Origin of the sequence: Sulfurospirillum diekertiae, from assembly GCF_002162315.1 — a bacterium.
Taxonomy (GTDB): Bacteria; Campylobacterota; Campylobacteria; order Campylobacterales; family Sulfurospirillaceae; genus Sulfurospirillum.
In genome coordinates this window covers 162,380-181,014 of sequence record NZ_CP021416.1, presented here as the reverse complement: position 1 = coordinate 181,014, position 18,635 = coordinate 162,380, and the positions used below count along the sequence as shown (strand labels likewise).

Annotated in this window: 17 protein-coding genes and 1 pseudogene; 5 read left to right on the top strand and 13 right to left on the bottom strand. The window is 37.6% G+C overall.

Translation table 11 applies throughout. The annotated features are described in order from the left end of the window. Positions 1-79: 79 nt before the first annotated feature. Positions 80-748: a 16S rRNA (uracil(1498)-N(3))-methyltransferase gene (locus Sdiek1_RS00975; protein ID WP_087437483.1), complete on the bottom strand. Its 669-nt coding sequence runs from the start codon at positions 746-748 to the stop codon at positions 80-82. Between the two features lies 1 nt (position 749). Then, positions 750-1,160, bottom strand: a complete 411-nt coding sequence (locus Sdiek1_RS00970) for a hypothetical protein (RefSeq protein ID WP_087437482.1) — start codon at positions 1,158-1,160, stop codon at positions 750-752. Positions 1,161-1,240: 80 nt separating this feature from the next. Here Sdiek1_RS00970 and Sdiek1_RS00965 point away from each other — a divergent pair, with 80 nt between their 5' ends. Beyond that, the gene (locus Sdiek1_RS00965; RefSeq protein WP_087437481.1) at positions 1,241-2,395 is read left to right on the top strand and encodes a molybdopterin molybdotransferase MoeA; all 1,155 of its coding nucleotides are present in this window, start codon (positions 1,241-1,243) and stop codon (positions 2,393-2,395) included. On the opposite strand, the gene moaA is transcribed toward Sdiek1_RS00965, so the two are convergent. Continuing rightward, positions 2,377-3,345 carry a GTP 3',8-cyclase MoaA gene (moaA, locus tag Sdiek1_RS00960; protein ID WP_087437480.1) on the bottom strand — a complete coding sequence of 323 codons (969 nt, stop codon included), beginning with the start codon at positions 3,343-3,345 and terminating at the stop codon, positions 2,377-2,379. The genes Sdiek1_RS00965 and moaA overlap by 19 nt on opposite strands. Positions 3,346-3,473: 128 nt before the next feature. Here moaA and Sdiek1_RS00955 point away from each other — a divergent pair, with 128 nt between their 5' ends. Then, positions 3,474-3,986, top strand: coding sequence for a PAS domain-containing protein (locus tag Sdiek1_RS00955; RefSeq protein ID WP_192866756.1), 513 nt, complete (start codon positions 3,474-3,476; stop codon positions 3,984-3,986). Beyond that, positions 3,952-5,400: a methyl-accepting chemotaxis protein gene (locus Sdiek1_RS00950; protein WP_087437479.1), complete on the top strand. Its 1,449-nt coding sequence runs from the start codon at positions 3,952-3,954 to the stop codon at positions 5,398-5,400. Before Sdiek1_RS00955 ends, Sdiek1_RS00950 begins: the two co-directional genes overlap by 35 nt. A 48-nt stretch (positions 5,401-5,448) precedes the next feature. Here Sdiek1_RS00950 and Sdiek1_RS00945 read toward each other — a convergent pair whose 3' ends face one another. The 3 genes and pseudogenes from Sdiek1_RS00945 to mqnP all read right to left on the bottom strand — a co-directional run bounded on the left by Sdiek1_RS00945 (position 5,449) and on the right by mqnP (position 7,356). After that, entirely contained in the window at positions 5,449-5,838 is a 390-nt protein-coding gene (locus Sdiek1_RS00945) for a DUF6115 domain-containing protein (RefSeq protein ID WP_238099076.1), read from the bottom strand. Between the two features lie 116 nt (positions 5,839-5,954). Continuing rightward, entirely contained in the window at positions 5,955-6,485 is a 531-nt protein-coding gene (locus Sdiek1_RS00940) for a hypothetical protein (RefSeq protein WP_087437478.1), read from the bottom strand. A 12-nt stretch (positions 6,486-6,497) separates the two neighbouring features. After that, a pseudogene (mqnP, locus tag Sdiek1_RS00935) lies at positions 6,498-7,356 on the bottom strand (menaquinone biosynthesis prenyltransferase MqnP). 131 nt (positions 7,357-7,487) lie between these two features. Here mqnP and miaA point away from each other — a divergent pair. Both miaA and Sdiek1_RS00925 read left to right on the top strand, forming a co-directional pair. Next, on the top strand, positions 7,488-8,384 hold the full coding sequence (gene miaA, locus Sdiek1_RS00930; protein WP_087437476.1) for a tRNA (adenosine(37)-N6)-dimethylallyltransferase MiaA: 897 nt from the start codon (positions 7,488-7,490) through the stop codon (positions 8,382-8,384). 17 nt (positions 8,385-8,401) lie between these two features. After that, on the top strand, positions 8,402-9,820 hold the full coding sequence (locus Sdiek1_RS00925; RefSeq protein WP_087437475.1) for an aldehyde dehydrogenase family protein: 1,419 nt from the start codon (positions 8,402-8,404) through the stop codon (positions 9,818-9,820). Between the two features lie 9 nt (positions 9,821-9,829). Here Sdiek1_RS00925 and Sdiek1_RS00920 read toward each other — a convergent pair whose 3' ends face one another. The 7 genes from Sdiek1_RS00920 to nuoI are packed head-to-tail and all read right to left on the bottom strand — an operon-like array spanning position 9,830 to position 18,633. Continuing rightward, positions 9,830-12,226 carry a DUF7494 domain-containing protein gene (locus Sdiek1_RS00920; protein ID WP_087437474.1) on the bottom strand — a complete coding sequence of 799 codons (2,397 nt, stop codon included), beginning with the start codon at positions 12,224-12,226 and terminating at the stop codon, positions 9,830-9,832. Between the two features lie 40 nt (positions 12,227-12,266). Then, positions 12,267-13,760 (bottom strand): NADH-quinone oxidoreductase subunit NuoN, encoded by a 1,494-nt coding sequence (gene nuoN, locus Sdiek1_RS00915; RefSeq protein WP_087437473.1) that lies wholly within the window; start codon positions 13,758-13,760, stop codon positions 12,267-12,269. Then, positions 13,760-15,286, bottom strand: a complete 1,527-nt coding sequence (locus tag Sdiek1_RS00910) for an NADH-quinone oxidoreductase subunit M (RefSeq protein ID WP_087437472.1) — start codon at positions 15,284-15,286, stop codon at positions 13,760-13,762. Before Sdiek1_RS00910 ends, nuoN begins: the two co-directional genes overlap by 1 nt. A 23-nt stretch (positions 15,287-15,309) precedes the next feature. Beyond that, positions 15,310-17,100, bottom strand: a complete 1,791-nt coding sequence (gene nuoL, locus Sdiek1_RS00905) for an NADH-quinone oxidoreductase subunit L (protein ID WP_238099244.1) — start codon at positions 17,098-17,100, stop codon at positions 15,310-15,312. A 57-nt stretch (positions 17,101-17,157) separates the two neighbouring features. Continuing rightward, the gene (nuoK, locus tag Sdiek1_RS00900; RefSeq protein WP_087437470.1) at positions 17,158-17,460 is read right to left on the bottom strand and encodes an NADH-quinone oxidoreductase subunit NuoK; all 303 of its coding nucleotides are present in this window, start codon (positions 17,458-17,460) and stop codon (positions 17,158-17,160) included. Beyond that, positions 17,457-18,011: an NADH-quinone oxidoreductase subunit J gene (locus Sdiek1_RS00895; RefSeq protein WP_087437469.1), complete on the bottom strand. Its 555-nt coding sequence runs from the start codon at positions 18,009-18,011 to the stop codon at positions 17,457-17,459. The genes nuoK and Sdiek1_RS00895 overlap by 4 nt, the downstream gene beginning before the upstream one ends. Before the next feature lie 7 nt (positions 18,012-18,018). Then, on the bottom strand, positions 18,019-18,633 hold the full coding sequence (gene nuoI / locus Sdiek1_RS00890; RefSeq protein ID WP_087437468.1) for an NADH-quinone oxidoreductase subunit NuoI: 615 nt from the start codon (positions 18,631-18,633) through the stop codon (positions 18,019-18,021). Positions 18,634-18,635 lie beyond the last annotated feature (2 nt).

Here is an 18,635-nt window from a genome sequence, read left to right as displayed (position 1 = left end):
TTCATAAAAATAAAATCTATTATTTGGCACAGCTTGCCAAAGGGTGCAAATTATAGCACAAAAGATTCATTATTTCAAGTCATGCCAATATTTTGGAAGCCGCAGCGACAACAGCCGTTTCACTTCGTAAAATTGTGTTACATGTAAGACCCACAATTGACTGATTTTGAAGTAACATTCGCTCTTTTTGACTCAAACCGCCCTCTGGTCCGATCAAGATGGAAGAAATTTTTTCAGTCTCATTCAGTTTTATTTCTGAAAAATCTAAGATATGGCTCTGAGGGTATGCCTTTATATAGTCTTGTAGCGTTGGAAGCACTTCAATTTGCATCAGTAAACTGCGTCCACATTGTTGGGATGAGTTAATCAAAATTCGTTTCATGCGCTCCAAATCAAGCTTGTGACTTTTTTGCGAAAATTCGGCGTAGACAAAACTAATCTTAGAAACTCCCAGTTCATTGAGCATTGGAAGCGTCTTTTCAATAATCTTGGGATCGATGATACTCCATCCTACATGTAAAATTTTTGAAGGTAAAAGTGGTAACTCTTTTTTACCTATCAGATCAAGTTCTGCTTCTTTTTTGCCTATCTTCGAAATTTCATATTCATAAAGAAATACATCTTCCAAATTGCGCCACTGAAGCTTCTCGCCTACACTCATACGCCGTACTTTAAAGATGTGCTCATACTCTCTTACATCAACACTCAGTGTTTGAATACCTGCATTGGGATGGTAAACAAATTGCATTTTAATGTACCATGTAAAAAAGGATACTTATCGCAATGACAGCAAGTAAATCTATGCTATATTTTTTGATGGCATAGTGCTTATAGGCACTTTGAGACTCTTCTGTTCGCTCAATTTTTTTATAAAGTTTATGCCCTCTGATACCAAAAGCAACGATAAGAAGCCACACTAAAATCATAATCCATACAGAAAAAGAGAAGTTAAACTGTTGGACTGCCATCACAATAATACCCGTAAAGAAAATAGCTGAGAGTACAATGTAATATTGAGGGGCAATTAATTCAAGCCTTTTTGAAAGTTTGAGAAATGTTTTGTCACTTTTTAAAAGATAAATATTTAATCCAATTAATACCACTAAAAGAATGATGAAAAGCAAATGCAGTTGGATTGATAGTCTTATTAGTTCATCCATGATGAAAAATCCTTCACAAAAATAATCTAAAATTCTATCATTCTTAGTATAATATTCCCCATAAATCACAAGGTTCATAAATGCCTATTTCTTATCAAGAAGCGCTAAAGATTATTCAGACGCACATCAAACCTTTACATGTAAACAAAACATTGCCTCTTCTTAAGGCAATTAATCGTATTGCAAGTGCCGATGTTTATGCTAAATTTGCACTTCCCAAATATCCAATGAGTCTTAAAGAGGGTTATGGTATCGCTTTTTCTGTGGATAAAACAGTTTATACCCTACTCTCACCTCCCTATCCAAACCCTATTCCTTTGGGTTATGGAGTGAGTTTATCCACCGGAGAGAGAATTCCTGAAGGAGCTGATACCATTATTGCGGAAGAAGATGTCGTGTTGGAGCAAGAAAATTGCATCAAAATTCCTTTACATGTAACGCAAACACAGCACATCAAAAAAGAGGGTGAAGACATCGCCAAAGGTGAATTATTGCTTAAAAAATGTGAACGTGTTAGTGCCCAAAAAATTACTGCTCTCTCTTCACAAGGTATCACTCAAATCAAAACATTCCAAAAAACGACTGTTAGCATCTTAAGCATAGGCAATCAACTCGCCTCGGGTGAAATTCACAACTCAAATGCGATGAGTTTAGCAGCAAGGATTATTGAACTGGGTGGGAAAGTGGATGAAATTGAAATTTGTGAGGAAAATGAAACAAAAATTTTAGAAAGATTAAAGGCACTCGTTCAAAAATCAGACTGTGTGATTACGACTGGAGCGATGAGCCGGCATGATGCAATGCGTTATTTATTGGAGACAAAGACACTAACACCGCTTTTCCATCATGTACGCATTGCTCCAGCAAAACCTAGTGCACTCTCTTTACTTGAGAACAAACCTATTTTACATCTTCCGGGTCTGCCCCTTGGATGTATGCTCGGTTTTGAGATGCTAGGAGTTCCACTCCTGAGACAATTGCAACATCAACTGTGCATTATTCCTGATTTTATTACTTGCATCAATCAAAAACGTGTTACATGTAAAGATAATTGTATGAGTGCCATACCAGGATACAGCGATGGGAGAAACTTTGTATGTGCCCCTTATTATGAGGCAGGAAGGCTCAATATCCTGAGCCAATGCAATGGTTATACCCTTATGGAAGATCAAGAGAGCATTGAAGAGGGAAGAGAGATTCCCTTCTTCTATTTTACTCATCCACCTGTTTCGTAAAAAGCGCGCGTTGATGTCTCATTTTGATCATCATCGCTCCACTTATTTTTTTCAGGCTTATTACGTAATACCTCTTTTAAAATCTCAGCTGCACCAGCAACATCACCCTTATGGACAGCATCTTTGATACTCATAGCTTCATCAAAATAGAGACAAGGAATAAGCATACCCTCTGCAGTCAGGCGAATACGATTGCAATCCTCGCAAAAATCATGTTTGTGGGGATCAATGATACCAAAGATGTAACCATCATCCAACTCAAATAGGTGCGCAGGGCTAGGCCCTACGCGTCCGATCGCTTTAAAGTGATATTTTGTAGCAATAATATCTTGTACTTCTTGACCGCTAAGTCCTTGAAGTTTCTCTTTGGCATGCGTATTCTCCATATATTCTATAAAACGAATCGACATTCCCCGTGCTTTGGCATACTCCAAGACATCTAAAACTTCATCCGCATTAATTCCTTTGATAGGAACCATATTAATTTTTACTTTAAGTCCTACCTTGAGCGCTTCTTCAATTCCTGCTTGCACTTTAGCTAAGACATCTTTTTGTGCCATTTTTGCAGCGACATCTGCTTTAAGGCTATCAAGCGAGATGTTAACACGCTGAAGCCCCGCTTTTTTAAGTTTAGAAGCAGCCTCTTTGAGTAAAAAGCCATTTGTCGTAAGGGCAAGATCAAGTCCACTTTTATGATTATTGATCATCGCAATGAATTTATCCAAATCCGTTCTTAAAAGAGGTTCTCCTCCTGTAATACGAATTTTGGTTATTCCCTCATCAATAGCAACTTTTACAAATAGAAATAGCTCTTCAAAATTCAATAAATTCTCTTTAGGTACCCACGAAAAAGGTTTTTCAGGCATACAATATTGACATCTAAAATTACATCGTTCGGTTACTGAAACCCTAAGGTATGTTACATTCCTTCCAAATCCATCTACAAGCATTTTTTTTCCTCAATTTATTAAGTCGTTGAAGCATTATACATAAAATGTCACTTTGAAGCTATTTATAAAAAGTATTGGGATAAAATTATCTTACATTATCTTAAGAAACCTCTCAAAGGAGTTTAGGTATGCAAAAGCCTATCCCCAATAACAAGGAACATAATGTAGGTGCTGATGCGTTTTTGGTTTCTAAAACAGATACTCACGGAAAAATAACTTACTGCAATGAACCTTTTATCAAAATCGTAGGTGCGAGCGAACAAGATATTCTTGGTAAACCGCATAATATCATCCGCCATCCCGATATGCCTCGTATTATTTTCAAACTTTTATGGGATAAAGTCAAAAATAAAGAAGAAATTTTTGCCTATGTCAAAAATCTAAGCTTTGACGGGGGGCATTATTGGGTCTATGCAAACATAACGGCCTCAATCGATCAATCAGGAAGTATTATTGGCTATTACTCGGTAAGACGAAAAGCCAATCCTAAAGCACTTCAAGTTATTGAACCGCTGTATGCCAAATTATTAGAGCTTGAAAAGACAGGTAGCATGGAAGCTTCTTCTGCCTATCTCACCGATCTATTAAATCAAAAAGGAGTCAGTTATGAAGAATTTTCTAACACGTTGCAACGATTATAAACTGGTTCTTTTTGCTCTACTTCTTGGTATTGGAATAGGAACTTATTATGCGAATGCTACAGAAGGTATTGTCACATCATCACTTCTATTTGGTGTTGCGGCAGGTTCTTTTTTTGGAAGTCGAAAGAGAATGGAATGTGATACTGAACTCTATGAAAAAACTTTGAAAGTCATTCGTGAGGCAGCTCATGGTAATTTAGAACCTCGTGTTGTTAATGTCGATCCCAATAAACCCATGGGCAAAATTGCTTTAGAAATTAATGACCTTCTTGATCAGATGGAAGCCTTGATGAGAGAAACTAAAACAGCCATCGAATCTGCCAGTCAAGGTAAAACTTATCGCAATATCTTTAATGAAGGCTTCCGTGGCCTTTTTGCCATCAATGCACACTACATTTCAGAAGGTGTTAAAGGCATTATAGAAGGGCAAAAAGGTAAAGCAAGAGGTGTTCTCTCTTCAGCATTTTCAGACCTTGGAAATGGAAACAACAGTGTTTTAAGCATTCAGCAAGACCTTTCTAATAGCATAAAAGAGATGACGCAAATTACCAAAGTTTCAAATATGACAGCTGAAAAATCAAATGATAGCTTAGATACAGTTTCAGCACTCTCATCAGGGATTCAGGAGCTTTTAGAGCTTCTCACTAGTACCAATGAAGCTATTACGTCGCTCAGCGAACGCACTTCAGAAATATCTTCTGTAGTCAACCTTATTAAAGACATTGCCGACCAAACCAATCTTTTAGCACTTAATGCAGCTATTGAAGCTGCGCGCGCGGGTGAACATGGACGTGGATTTGCCGTTGTTGCCGATGAAGTACGCAAATTAGCAGAACGTACCCAAAAAGCAACACAAGAAATTGCCATGACCATTCAAACCTTACAACAAGAGACGAATGGTATTCACTCTAATTCTGATCGCATTAGCACGATTGCCAACAGTAGCGGTGAAAATGTTATTCATTTTGAAGATGCGCTTCGTGCCTTCAACAAAGATGCAAATGATACTGCGGATATCTCTTATAAACTTGAAAATAAAATCTTTACTATTCTTGCCAAAATCGATCACATCGTTTATAAAACCAATGCGTACTCTGCTGTATTGAATGAAAAAACAGATGCCAATTTTGCGAATCATGAAAATTGTAGACTGGGGAAATGGTATCAAGAAGATATAACAAAAGAGCGTTTTCATAGTACCAAAGCGTATACCTTACTTGCTGAACCACATAAAACTGTGCATGAATGCGTTGCTGAAAATATACAACACCTTCAAAATGGTTACAATGCCGATACTATTGCATTCTTTATCAATAATTTTAAAAAGATGGAAAATGCCAGTACAACGCTCTTTGGATTACTAGATCAAATGATTCAAGAATCCGCTTCAGAGTGTCGTTCTACGAGAAAATAAGTCACTCAAACGGCTTTACATGTAAAGCGTTTGAGTTTTGCAAGAGCACTATTTCAAATTAGCCAATTTTAGGACTAAATCCACTTCGCCAATACCAATACGCAAATCTTTAGCAATTTCAGCTTCACTTCTACCTTTTGCATATTGCGAAACGATCACTTTTTCATTGGAACTTGAAGGTGAAGAAGAAGCAAAACTCATCTCTTTCGTTCGACTCTCCAAACGATCAATACGAGAACTCTGTTCATCCCGAAAATTTTGCATAATTTTTTCAACATCCTTAAGCGATCCAACCAGAGGAAAAACACTTTGCTGAATCTCTTCTTTTACACGTCCCAATATCTTGCTTTCAAGTGCTTTCACATCTACAGCAGGCTCTTTTGCAGCAGAAGTTAATTCACCTAATGTTTTATTGAGGACATGATTTTGGTAGTTCAATTCTTCAATGCTTTTTTCATAAATGAGCAACTTTTTATTGACCTCAACATCGCGAATATACACCATTAAAAAAAATGATCACGACAAGAGCCGCTAGTGCAATAAAAGCCAATGTTTCAATACTCATTTTGATTTCCTTTCATCTGGCGTATCATCACACGCTCGCATGCCACCATATAAGTGCTCCAATCCTTTTCATCATCTTCATGCATCATTACAATCTTCCCAATACTCTCATTTAATGCTTCAAAAAAGAGAGGCATTTGCCGTTTCGGAAACGTCGGCATATCAATTCTTGCATAATAACTTTCATCCGGTTTTAATACATTACTATCAAATTCAATGTATCCATGTCCAATTGCCTTCAAATTGCCTTCTAAGGCAAGCGGTAGATGCAAAGGTGCGTCACTGGTAATTAAGTGGGTTAATTTATCAATTTTACGATGTAACTCAACCAAAAGTGTGAGCAAAACTTGATCACTTTGTTCCGATTCCTTACGCACTTTAGAGGATTTAAGCCAAAGACCCAAAGGGTCATCATTCAGCTGTAAAAGAGTGTAATACTCTTGCATAAACGCTGTATTTTCGACGTTACCTAGCTCGTACACTATTTTTAAAAATGCAGGTACAAAGCGAATGTCTTCCATCTTAAATCCTATCTAAAAAGACAAATGCAAAAAGATGATGCCCAAATAACCATTCAGCGTAAAAAAACGCACGATCAATTTTTGAAAAATCTTTCAGCACAATACGATGCTCAAAAAAGAGTACAATCGCAGCGATCAAAACACCGAGATACGCAAAAAAACCAAGATTGGCACTGAGTGCAAATAAGAACCAAAAGAGAATCGTTTGTCCATGAAAAAGACGTGAGATAAAAAAGGTCGCCTCTTTACCAAAACGTGAAGGAATAGAGAAAAGTCCATTGGCTGTATCATACTCCATATCTTGAAGCGAATAGAGAAGGTCAAACCCTGCTACCCAATACATCACGCCAATAGAGAGCAAAATGGACCATAAAGGGATAGATTCTTGAATTGCTACCACACCTGCAATAGGGGCTAACCCTAACGAAAGACCTAACACCAAATGCGCATAAGGCGAAAAACGTTTAAAGAGCGAATAACCACCCAAAATAATCAAAATAGGCACACTAAGATAGAAAGCCAGATTATTGATCAGGTACGCTACCGCAATAAAAATTGCAGCATTGAGTGCAATAAAAAGTTGCATATTAAGGCTACCGATTCTGCCATCAACACTTGGGCGACTCGCCGTTCTTGGGTTGTATTTATCAATATCACGATCGGCATAACGGTTAAAAGCCATCGCAAAATTACGTGCACTGACAGCGGCTAAAAGCCCTAAAATTAAAAGTTTAAATCCAAACCATAGAGTACCACTCTGTGCCTTGGAAGAGACGATCATCGCCACAAAAATAAATGGGAGTGCAAAAACGGAGTGTTTAAAGACGATTAAATCACTAATATCTTTGAGTTTGAGCCAGAGTTGTTGCAATACTAACCTTTACATTTAAGATAGCTTGATTTTACAACAAAACCCTTTAAAAGTGTTATAATTGCACACACAGCACCGCTAAAAAGCGTAAAAGTACTAGTTGTGCCAAGACTACATGTAAGAGAAACTCATTGAAAACCATCGCTATTTTAGGACCAACAGCTTCAGGTAAAACTGCTCTTTCCATAGAATTTGCTCTGAAATATAACGCACATATTTTATCGCTTGATTCTCTGAGTATTTACCAAGAAATTGATATTGCTTCTGCTAAACCAAGCCTTGATGAACGCCAAGGAGTTCATCATTATGGCATGGATGTCCTATCTCCTAGTGAGCATTTTGATGTAACCATGTTTTTTGATCTTTACAAAGAGGCACATGAAGCTTCTTTGCGAGAGGGAAAAAACCTTATTATCGTAGGTGGTACAGGGTTTTATCTCAAAGCCATGATGGATGGACTCAGTTTAAAACCTGAAATATCTTTACATGTAAAAGAAAAAATTGACCAGCATCTATTAGATTTAGAAGCTTCGTATGCTTTGATACTTGAGTATGACCGGGCTTACGCAAACAAAATTTCCTCCAGTGATCGCTACCGTATTGAAAAATGGCTAGAAATATTTTTAACCACAAAGGAAATACCTTCACTCTACCTTTTAAATGCTAAACAAGAGCCCATTATTAAAGATATTGCTTTATATGAGATAGAGATACCCAAAGAAAGTTTAGCTCAAAAGATTGCCTTACGAACAGCACTGATGATCAAAGCAGGACTCATTGATGAAGTTTTTGGCTTAGAAAAACGTTACACAAGAGCACCACAATGTATGAAAGCTATTGGGATTAAAGAGGTACTGGATTATTTTGATGGTAGATTCAAAATTTCTGGGCTTGAAGAGCGCATCACCTTTAATACATTGCATCTAGCCAAACGCCAACGCACCTTTAATGCTTCACAATTTCCACCCCATACCCAAGGCGATATCAAGCATCTTTCTAATGCCATTGAAGCGTATTTTATATCATAATCATACAGGTAAAATAAATGAAAATAATCAATCACAACTACATCAATGGTGAATTTATCAACATTGATTCGAATGAGAACTTAACACTCAAAAACCCTACGACGGAGCAAGAAATTGCTCAAATATTTTTAAGCACTCCCTCTGAAATGAATCAAGCCATTGAATGTGCCTCCAAAACATTTGAATCATTTTCACAAACATCAATTGATGAGCGAATGGAAATTTTACAACGTATCCATGATGAACTCATCAAACACGAAGAAACATTGATTGACTTAGCTGTTTTAGAATTTGGTGCAACCATAACAACCACACGTAGACGAACTAAAAACGCGATCAATCTCTTTTTAGTTATCAAAGAAGAACTTAAAAATTATGACTTTATCAAAAAAGATGCCTACTCTTTGACACGCAAAGAAGGAGTGGGGGTTATTGGTGTTATTATTCCTTGGAATGCAAATCTCGCTCACTTGTGTAGCAATATCGCTCCTGCAATTGCGCTTGGCTGTACACTTGTAATTAAACCCAGTGAATTTAATGCCCTAGAGACACAAGCGTTTTTAGAGTGTTTACATAAAGCTAAGATTCCCAAAGGCGTTGTCAATGTTATCCAAGGAACCGGTGAGATTGTAGGTGAAGTTTTAACGAAACATCCGCTTGTAAATGCCATCTCATTTATTGGCAGTACGAAAACAGGAAAAAAAATCTTTGAAAACTGCTCTAAAACTATTAAACGAATGACCCTTGAACTAGGCGGAAAATCTCCAACCATTCTCCTAGAAGATGCTAATTTACAAGAAGTTATCCCCCAGGTTTTAAGCAGTGCCTATAGCAATAGCGGTCAAGCTTGCCATGCAGGAAGTAGGCTGTTAGTTCCAAAATCAAAACTTCAAGAAGTGGAAAATTTACTCCTTCAAAATATCCATAAGCTCAAAATTGGAAACCCAAAACAGGAAGAAACACAAATTGGTCCTATGATCAATCAAACACAGTTTAATACCGTGCAATCTTACATCAAGAGTGGTATTGAAGATGGTGCAAAACTTCTGTGTGGTGGTCTTGGAAGAGCGGAAGGATTTCAGAAAGGGTATTTTGTCAAACCAACTGTTTTTATCTGCACCGACGAGACATTGAAAATCGTTCAAGAAGAGATATTTGGTCCTGTCTTATGTGTTCTGCCTTATGAAAATGAGCAAGAAGCTCTCCAGATAGCCAATAATACTATTTTTGGACTTTCCGCGTATGTTTTCTCTAACGATGAGACCAAAGCACTTGCATTTGCTAATCATATACGAACGGGAAGAGTTTTGATCAATACCGCTACATCCAAAGCAAAAACCCCTCCCTTCGGTGGTATGAAACAATCAGGACTTGGAAGAATGGGGGGGAAATACTCCATGGATGCATTCTGCGAGATAAAATCAATCCTTTTTTAATACCTTCTCTTATGGTATGAGATCAAGATTTTGTTGGCAGATATTCTTCCATGAGCTGTTATCGTTAATAGAGACACATTGTGTAAAGTAAGATTTGGCTTTGTTCGAATCTTGTAATTTTAAACTTAACTCTCCTGCTTGATAGAAGAGTCGTATTTTATCCTTGGGGACTAAAGACTGTGGCAAGAGTCCTTCCGCAAGCGTGAGTGCTTCTTGGTCGCGTCCCAATCGTTTGAGTGCATCTATGTACATAAACTCCAATTCTGGGCTAAGAGCATTGGATTTAAACTTCTTTTGCATTTCAATACTCGTTTGTGCATATGTCACAAGAAGAAGATCATTTTTAGCATCATTGGCCATTTTGACAATTTCGTAATAAATATCCAAATTGCTTGATTCATCAGGATAGAGAATTTTAATACTCTCAGCAAGTGAGGCTGCACCTTCTAGATTTTTAAGTTTTGTCAACGAGAAGAAGAGGTCACGAATTGTCTCCAACCCAATTTTTTCTCGCAATGTAAAGGAAAGTGTTTTCAGATCTTCTTTGAAGGCAAGAGCATCTTGATATTTTCCCATTTTAAAAAGCACTTGAACCTGTTTTTGTGACCATGCGTAACGACTGATTAGTTGTGCATCTTTAAGATGTGTATCTGAAATCTCTTTGGCTCGATCATAACGTGAAACACGCATAAAACATTGAAACAATTTCTCTTCATATTGCGGTTCATTGAGTTGAAGTTTATACTCTTCTATAAGTCCAACTGTATTTTGACACTCATCTTTGAGGAGCTCTTGCAACGCAAGAGATTTTGCCGCTTCATAAATCAACTCTTCAGGTTTAATTTCATAACGATCGGATAGCTTCTCAAGATCTTTTTGTAACTTTAATACCTCTTCATAACGTTTTTGTTTGAGCAGTAATTTTGCTTTTTCTAACAATGCTTTTTGCCCAATTTCATTGTTATACGTCTCAATTAATTTATCATAATAATTAGCCAGTTTTGTTTCATTATTTTCATTCAGTTTAAAAAAGAGTTCATCCAAACTCTCTGTTACCTCTTGAACATACTCACCACTATTCTTATAATCTGCCAAATACTCTTGATAGCGTGCATGAGCCACTTCTACTTCATTGGCTTTGGCATGCCAATCCCCACTCTCTTTAAGAAGCAACTCTCGATTATCTGCTTTTTTAGGGGTATTTTCTAACAACAAATCTGTAATCTTAGCCGCTAAATCATAAAGGTGATGTTCAAAAAGCCTTCGTGCTAATTTATAACTTGCCTCTTTATCTTTGAGTAAATATTGGGCATTCACATTGAGCACTTTAAGCAAATACTCTTTGGCTTCTTTCATTTTGCCCGCATCCATTTGGTGGTCACTCAAACGAATCGCTGCTTCTGAAGCAATGTCTAAATCTTGTGCGCTGAAGAGAACATCTAAGTAAAGTTTCATCGCTTTATCTTTCTCTTTTTTAAGGAAAAGATTATCAGCATACAGTAAAATTGCACGTTTGGTGAAAGGACTATCGGAATGTTCTCCTACTAAAATATCAAGCGCATAATTTGCATCTGATTTCGAATTCGTTTTCAAATAGGCTTTTGTCATCAACATTAAAACTTCAGGAATATTTTCATCGCTAGCAAACTCTTTACTCCACCTTTTCGCGACATTAATAATGTCATTTTCATTAAAGGATAAAGTATCAGTTTTATCTTCGCCCTTTGCACTTAAGACCTTGTCCATAGAGCGCATCTGATAAAGTTCTAATTCACTGCGAAAAATGGAGTTAGGAAATAGTGTTAAAACACGTTTCACATCTTTAACAACACTGTCATAATCACCGCTCTCATACGATTGCTTAATATCTAAATAAAGTTGAATATCTTTACTTTGCGCATAAGAAATAGGTGCACCATTAAGATCAAGTGCCCCTATATAAGGTTTTTGATATTTAGGAAATTCTACAGGGAAATCCAGTCCATCTAAAACCTCTTTTTCTTGATATAAAGGTTTTTCTTGCAATAAAATTGTCCAGTGGGAATATAATGTTTCTGTAGGTTTACTTAAAATTTCACTGGTATCGTATAAGCTCTCTTCAACAGGCACTAATTTTGAATCAACTTTAGGATCTATCGTAATATAAAAGTCACCATCTTTCTCGTAAAAATCAAGTTCCGCAAGCTTCATTTTTTTTGATTCTATGGGTTTATTAATAGGTCGGCTTATTTTACAAATATAGTGTTTTTTATCAAGAGCATCCGGTATAGTTTGGCAGAGAAAGGGCTTTGCATCGATTACATGTAAAATAGCATAATTTGATTTGTTCTCTTTACCACTGTTTAAAACAATATCCAGGGCGAGAAGTTGTACTGATGCTAAAAGGAAGATTAATATGTATTTCATGCCTATATTATAGCAAAATAAGGGGATTTTCACCCCTTATTTAAAAACCGCTGGCAGTAACGTATTTGGTAATAATTATTAATAAAGGTTCTACAAATACAATAGCAAACATTGTGATAATAGCGGCAACACCTACAATAACTTTAAGAGGTGTTGAGGCATTCGTTGCATAAAGTGCGGCATCAGCTCTAACAGGATCTGGATCTTTTAAAAACATATAGATGACTAACTTCATATAATAATAAATGGCAATAGCACTATTAAGGACAATAATAATGGCCAATGAAATATACTCACTGTTAATGGCTGCACTAATAAGATAAAGCTTACCCCAAAAGACAGAAAATGGAGGCATGCCCGCAAGAGCAAACATAAAAATACCCATTATCGTTGCTGTTGTAGGCATGATTTTAACCAAACCTGAGAACTTCGCATACGGATGTTGATAACGCTCATCCCAAAGGTTTTTAGGGTGTCTGACAATCCAAAGCATTGTAAATGCACCCAAGTTGGTAAACATAAACAAAATCCAGTATAAGAAGAGCGCTGTATTGGCTTGAGTCGTACCAATTAAAATCGCTGCCATCATAAATCCAGCATGTGAAATAGAGCTAAATGCTAGCATTCTTTTGACATCATCTTGCACCAGTGCTGTCAAGTTTGCAAGTGTCATTGTTAAAACAACAGTGATATATAAAATGTTCTCTAACCAAACAACGCCTGAGCTTACCAGCATTTCAAACAAACGTATAGCAACAACAAAACCTGCAATTTTTGGTACAACAGACATATATCCTGCGAGTGGAGCTGAGCTCCCTTCATAAACATCGGGTGTCCATGTATGGGACGGCACAAGGGAAAGTTTAAATCCAAGCGCCCCTAACATAAACACGGTTGCTGCAAGGACACCAATAAGTGGTTCAAACTCTCTTTGCATTAAAATTTTTTCAATTTGATTAATCTCAACACTGCCAGTTAAGGCATAAAAGATAAGCGCTGAAACACCGTAAAAACTTGCGGCTAATGCTCCCATGGTGAAATATTTAATAGCTGCCTCAAATACTTTTGCACGATTGTGCATTGCTATCAAAGTGTAAAGAGCAAGGCTTGAAGTTTCAAGACCGATAAAAATCAATATAAGGTTATCACTTACCACCATAAATTGGAAACCTACAATCATAAACATGAAGAGAGCATAAAACTCTGCCATTCTAAATTCTTTAAAATGTCGATGACTAAGCGAAAGAGGTAAGAAAAAAGCTGATGCAACAAGAATAATCACTTGTGCAATAATGGAGATACCATCGACAAGCATTACATCAAAAAAGCCACGCGCTGGTCCATTATAACCAAGAACGGCACCACAATCTAATATGATGAAAAGAATTGTAAACATTGTTAAAAAACTACGGTTTAACCCTTTGACCGCCAAATCAATACAAATAACGGCAAGGGCTCCTATCGTTAAAATTGCCATAGGAAGAAGTGCTGGGAGATTGAGGCTTGCCATATCAATCGAAATAGGCTCTAACATTAGTGTGTTCCTCCTATAGTATTGGCTTTAATGATAAGATCTTTTGTTGTTTGTTCCACCGCTTTTTGTTCCATTAAAACAAGCATTTTTTGTACACTCATATCAATGACATTTAAAACCGGTTTTGGATAAACACCTAAAATTGCTACAAGCGCTACTAGAGGAATCAATGCCGTAAGCTCTTTACCATTTAGATCGTTAAGCGTTTTATTCTCTTCATGAACCACTGGACCAAAAAAGGATTTTCTATAAAGAACCAACATATAAATAGCCCCTAAGATAATACCCGTTCCTGCAAAAAGTGTCATCATCCAATTGATACGGTAGAATCCTGCTAAGGATAAAAATTCGCCAACAAAGCCAATTGTCAAAGGAAGCCCTACTGAAGCCATAAGCATAATGCCGTAAATTGTTGCAAAATTTGGCATTACCGACGCAAGTCCACCAAAATCACGCATCATTTTTGTATGGCGGCGATCATAAATAACGCCTACTAGCATAAACAGTGCACCACTCACAATACCGTGGCTGAGCATCAGAAAAATGGAGCCAGTAATACCTTCTGCATTCATTGCAAATGTTCCTAGTATCACGATGCCCATATGTGAGATGGAACTGTATGCAATGACTTGTTTCATATCTTCTTGGGCATAGGCAATCATCGCAGCATAAATTACCATAATGATACAGATCGTTGCCACAGGTATTAAAAAATAGGCCGACGCATCTGGGAAAAGGGGAAGTGAAAAGCGAACAAAACCGTAACTTCCCATTTTCAAAAGAACCGCCGCTAGAATAATAGAGCCTATCGTTGGAGCTTGACCGTGCGCGTAGGGTAACCACGTATGAAATGGAAACATAGGTACTTTAATTGCAAAGGCTAGGAAAAATGCTCCAAAGAGCCATAATTGTGTTTCAAATGGAACTTGCAATAAATACCAATCAGGAAGAGCAAAACTCCAAATACCTGTTGCTTCGTGGTATAAAAAGCCCATATATAAGATGCCAACCAGCATCAAAACAGAACCTGCAAAGGTATAGAGGAAAAACTTAATAGCAGCATACACACGATTTACACTTCCCCATGCACCAATAATATAGAGCATTGGTACTAATGAGAGCTCCCAAAAGGCATAAAACCAAATAACATCTAAGATTACGAAAACACCAACCATCGTCATTTCTAAGAAAAGAACGGAGATAATTAAATTCTTAATCTCATTTTTAATACTTAGCGCTATGAATGCAATCATCGTAATAAACGTTGATAAAATAATCAAGAAAAGCGAAATGCCATCCACACCAAGATAATAACTCATACCAAAACTTGGTACAAAAGGGTAATACTCCACAAACTGATAGCCTGCGTTTGAACCATCAAAGCCAATCCATAAAACGATGGAAAGAAAAAATTCAATGGCACTCACACTAATGCCATACGCCCTAATACTCTCTTTTGTGACCAAAAAGCCTAAGAGTCCTGCCATCGCTGGAAAAAATACAAGAAGCGATAAAATATGTTCCATGCCCTACTCCCTACGCCATTGGTCTATAAAAAAAGTGCAAGAGCAAGTAAAACAACCATACCTACAACCATCCATCTGAGCATATCAGAAAGATTTCCGCTTTGCATTTTCCGGGCATTTTGCCCTGTTGAATACACTATTTTAGCAATTAAATCCACTGTGAAATCTACAATCTTTGTATCTATTTTCAACCATGCAAACCGTGCAATAGAAGTAAAAGGACGCATAATGTAAAGTTCATATAGTTTAGGAATGTAGTATTGATTACTGAGTAACTTATAACCTACACTCTCTTCCCATGACTTTGGAAAACCACCCCGCTTGTACATAAAAACCGCAAAGGCAATACCACTCATCGCAATGCCTAATGTTCCAGCAATCAGTAAAGCTTCCGTTCCATGTGCAATGTGAATTTCATACTGCGCTAAAAGGCGAGTTACAAAACCTTCAAAGGTATGCTCTAAAAATCCTGCAACAACGGCTAAAAGCCCTAATGGAAGCATCGCATAAATGACAAAAGGTTGTGCATCATGCGGATGTAATCCGTATTTCACGTACTCTTTCTCACCAAAGAAAACGAGCATGACTAAACGAAAACTGTAAAAGGCGGTCAATCCCGCTCCTATAAAGAGCGCAAACCATAAAAAGTATGCACCTTCATTGAAGGCAACTTCCAAAATTTTATCTTTGGAAAAAAATCCTGCAAACGGATAGATACCTGCCAATGCTACAGAAGCCACACTCATTAAGATAGCCGTTGCTTTCATCGAGCCATAAAGTCCACCCATCTTTTTGATGTTAAGCTCATCATGCATCGCGTGCATAACGTTACCTGCCCCTAAAAAGAGCAACGATTTAAAGAAAGCGTGTGTCATCAAATGGAAAAGTGCAATCCAGTAAGCGCCAAGTCCTGCAGCTACAAACATATACCCCAGTTGTGAAAGCGTTGAGTAAGCGATAATGCGTTTAAGGTCATTATTGACCAATGCCATTGAAGCGGCAAAAACCGCTACGAAAGCGCCTAAAGATGCGATGGCAAAGCCAACGTCTGGAATCAATGTATACATTTCACCACAGCGAATAACCAAATAAACACCTGCTGTTACCATTGTTGCCGCATGAATCAATGCCGAAACAGGTGTTGGACCTTCCATAGCATCGGCAAGCCATGTGTGGAGTGGAAACTGTGCTGATTTACCCATTGCACCAATGAATAAAAACAATCCAATTGTTGCAAGAAGTACCGGATCCATCGTTTTGACACTCGCAAAAACATCATCGTATTGAAATGAGCCAACAGTCCAATAAATAAGGAAAAGCCCCATAAGCATTCCCAGATCGGCGATGCGGTTCATAATAAATGCTTCATTAGCTGCCCAAGAAGCGGAGTGCCTTTCGTACCAAAAACCAATGAGTAACCATGAACAAAGACCCACACCTTCCCATCCGATAAAAAGACCTACAAAGTTATCACTCATAACCAAAATCATCATTGAAAAAACAAAGGCTGACAGGTAAGAGAAAAAACGGTTAAAACTTTTGTCATGATCCATATAGCCAATTGAATAAACATGAACAATGGTTGAAACCAAGGTTACAGTCACCATCATAATCACGGAAACTTCGTCTACAACAAAGCCGAAAGGAACCTCTAGATTACCAGCTGCAATCCAGTCCATCATCGTTACATGTAAAGGGCCATAGGTGTTCACATTGATCAATAAAACAAAAGATGCAACCATTGATGTAGCAATAAGTAAAGAAGCAATAATTCCCGTAATGAGCATCTTTGGACGTGCCGCAAAAAGAGCCACAAACAAAGAGCTTACTAAAGGGGCAAAAAAGTGCTGTATAAAGATAGTTTTCCATACCTAGCCTTTCATCGTCTGAAGGTTATTAAGATCTACTGAACCGTTGCGTTTATACCACAAAATCAGAAGTCCAAGACCAACAGCTACTTCACTTGCGGCAACCGCAATAATAAAAAAAGCGAACATTTGTCCGGTAAGATCTCCATAGTATTTTGAAACTGCTACAAAGCCAACATTAATGGCATTCAATAAAATCTCTGTTGAGAAGAAAAGCATTAAAAGGTTGGTTCGTCGCATCACACCGACAAGCCCAATGGAAAATAAAATACCTGCTAATACAAGGTAATGTGTTAAGGTGATCATTTAGTCTCCTTTGGATATTCGATTTCATTCTCTTCCATAGCTAAGTATTCATCCATGCGCTTACTCGCAAGCACAATACCCGCAATCATTGCTACTAAAAGCATAATAGCCGCTAACTCAAATGGAACTAAATATTTGGTAAAGAGAACCACACCGATCATTTGTACATTACCAACAGTGTCAATAGATGGATACATGGCTTCAATCTCTTCAGATGCTAACGGTGCACATAAAATCGTCACGACTAGAATTGCACTGATTACAGAAAGCGTATAGGCAATTTTTTTGGAACGCATTTTTTCACTGACATCACGAGTTGTATCAAAAAACATCATACCAAATGCGTACAGAGCCATAATCGCACCCGAATAAACGACGATTTGAACCACTCCTAAGAACTCGGCATCTAAAATAAAAAAGAAACCTGAGATAAAAATCATTCCACCGGCTAAGGCACTCATGGCATAGAGTGCGTTAGAGCTCATCACCACAATTCCAAACATACCGATGGTGAGTGTGGCAAAAACATAAAACGCTATAATTTCATACATGGCTACCTCAATACGCTAATGGTGTTTGTTTTACATTGTCATCGGCATTATCACTTAATGCACCAAATCCTGGAAACTCTTTTTGTTGTTTGGCTTTAAAAGTATCAAGTGGTGTTAACATATCCTCTTTAAGGCCAAAATGAGCTCGTTGCTCGCTGGCATTTTCATACTCTACCCCGTGTACAATCGCAAGTTCAGGACACACTTCAGCGCAATACCCGCAAAAGATGCACCGCCCGAAGTTAATGCTGTACTCACTCACCATTTTACGGCTTTTTTCATCAATATGTGTGTCCATGCGAATACAATTTGAAATACAAATTTTCTCACACAACCCACACCCGATGCAGCGTTCACTGCCACTTTCAAATAAGCGAAGTAAACGATGAATAGCACGATAACGTGGGCTCATCTCATATTTTTGGGCAGGATACTGAATCGTATGAATATCAAAACGAATCATCTCTCGAAATACAATCCAAAGCCCCACAAAAAGCTCACCTTTTAGGCTTCTTTTTACCACTTTCTTAAAAGCTTGCCAACCATTTTCAGGTACATTTTCACCCTCAAAAAAGATATATCCAGGGGCACAATTTCGTTGTGTAAAATCTTTTAGTTCCATCC

Coding starts and splice junctions, on each gene's coding strand:
- Sdiek1_RS00925 (WP_087437475.1), top strand. CDS start 8,402: ATGAAAATAATCAATCACAACTACATCAATGGTGAATTTATCAACATT.
- Sdiek1_RS00950 (WP_087437479.1), top strand. CDS start 3,952: ATGAAGAATTTTCTAACACGTTGCAACGATTATAAACTGGTTCTTTTT.
- Sdiek1_RS00910 (WP_087437472.1), bottom strand. CDS start 15,286: ATGGAACATATTTTATCGCTTCTTGTATTTTTTCCAGCGATGGCAGGA.
- moaA (WP_087437480.1), bottom strand. CDS start 3,345: ATGCTTGTAGATGGATTTGGAAGGAATGTAACATACCTTAGGGTTTCA.
- Sdiek1_RS00955 (WP_192866756.1), top strand. CDS start 3,474: ATGCAAAAGCCTATCCCCAATAACAAGGAACATAATGTAGGTGCTGAT.
- nuoI (WP_087437468.1), bottom strand. CDS start 18,633: ATGGAACTAAAAGATTTTACACAACGAAATTGTGCCCCTGGATATATC.
- Sdiek1_RS00940 (WP_087437478.1), bottom strand. CDS start 6,485: ATGGAAGACATTCGCTTTGTACCTGCATTTTTAAAAATAGTGTACGAG.
- Sdiek1_RS00920 (WP_087437474.1), bottom strand. CDS start 12,226: ATGAAATACATATTAATCTTCCTTTTAGCATCAGTACAACTTCTCGCC.
- Sdiek1_RS00970 (WP_087437482.1), bottom strand. CDS start 1,160: ATGGATGAACTAATAAGACTATCAATCCAACTGCATTTGCTTTTCATC.
- nuoK (WP_087437470.1), bottom strand. CDS start 17,460: ATGATCACCTTAACACATTACCTTGTATTAGCAGGTATTTTATTTTCC.
- Sdiek1_RS00965 (WP_087437481.1), top strand. CDS start 1,241: ATGCCTATTTCTTATCAAGAAGCGCTAAAGATTATTCAGACGCACATC.
- Sdiek1_RS00975 (WP_087437483.1), bottom strand. CDS start 748: ATGCAATTTGTTTACCATCCCAATGCAGGTATTCAAACACTGAGTGTT.
- Sdiek1_RS00895 (WP_087437469.1), bottom strand. CDS start 18,011: ATGTATGAAATTATAGCGTTTTATGTTTTTGCCACACTCACCATCGGT.
- nuoN (WP_087437473.1), bottom strand. CDS start 13,760: ATGTTAGAGCCTATTTCGATTGATATGGCAAGCCTCAATCTCCCAGCA.